The organism is Pseudomonas sp. BJa3 (genome assembly GCF_026343815.1).
GTDB classification, from domain to species: Bacteria; Pseudomonadota; Gammaproteobacteria; order Pseudomonadales; family Pseudomonadaceae; genus Aquipseudomonas; species Aquipseudomonas soli.
The window spans coordinates 1-1,190 of record NZ_JAOXMC010000046.1; the positions used below are offsets into that span (position 1 = coordinate 1).

The following is a 1,190-nucleotide window of genomic DNA, read 5'->3' on the forward strand; positions in this document are numbered from 1 at the left end:
GAGGCGGGGCTGCTCGGCAGCAATGGCGCGCTGACCCTGGAGGTCGACCGCATCGACAACCGTGGTGGTGAGATCACTGGCAAGGCGGCTGTCAATGTGACCGGCACCTCGCTGGACAACAGCGACGGGGGCCTGCTGGTCGCCGGCACCGGCATGACCCTGGCGTTGCAATCGCTGCTCAACCGCAACAAAGCGCGCCTCGAGGCCCAGACCGGCCTGACCCTGACCGGCCTGACCCTGGACAACGACGGTGGCCGCCTGACCAGCCAACGGGACATGACCCTGAGCTTGACCGGCGCGGCGCTCAACCGCCTCGGCCTGATCAGCGCCGAGGGCCAGCTGGTGCTGGCCGCGCACAGCCTGGACAACAGCACCGGCAAACTGGACAGCGCCGGCAGCCTGAAACTGACCACGGGCGGCGCGCTGCTCAACCAGGGCGGCGAGCTGCTCAGCGACAGCGCTATCACCCTGGCCAGCGTCAGCCTGGCCAACACCGACAAGGGTGTTATTGCCAGCAAGGGCGCACAAGCCATCACCACCGGCCACCTGGACAACAGCCGCCAGGGCAGCATCAGCAGCAACCGCACCCTCGACCTGCACGCGGGCCAGCTGGACAACCGCGACGGCGGCCGCGTGGGCAGCCGCGAAGCACTCACCGCCACGGTCACCGGCCTCGACCAGCAGGGCGGCAAGCTGTTCAGCGACACCTCGGTCCACCTCGACCTGGGCCACGGCCACCTGGACAACCGTGGCGGCCTGATCAATGCGCCGTCGCTGCAGCTGGACAACCTCAAGACCGTGGCCAACCAGGGCGGCGAGATGTCCAGCGCCCAGGCCTTCACCGTCGCTGCCGAGCAACTGGACAACGGCAACGGCCGCCTGCTCAGCGACCAGCGCCTGCTGCTGCGGGTCAGCCAGCGCCTGGACAACCTCAAGGGCCTGATCGGCGCCCAGTCGCTGGAGATTCATGCCGGTACGCTGAGCAACCGCGACGGCGGCCGCATCGAAGCCAAGGACGCGCTCGCCCTCACCAGCCAGGGTCTGGACAACCACGCCGGCAAGCTGCTCGGCAGCAGCCTCGCGCTGGACCTGGGCGGCGCCGACCTGGACAACGGCGCGGGCCTGATCACCACCGCCGGGCCGCTGACCCTGGTCAACCTGGCCAAACTGAACAACCAGGGCGGCGAGAT

Annotated in this window: 1 pseudogene; it reads left to right on the top strand. The window is 69.2% G+C overall.

Annotation, left to right across the window (positions count from 1 at the left end):
• Window positions 1-1,190: pseudogene (locus OH705_RS26810) on the top strand (hemagglutinin); the annotation flags it as partial.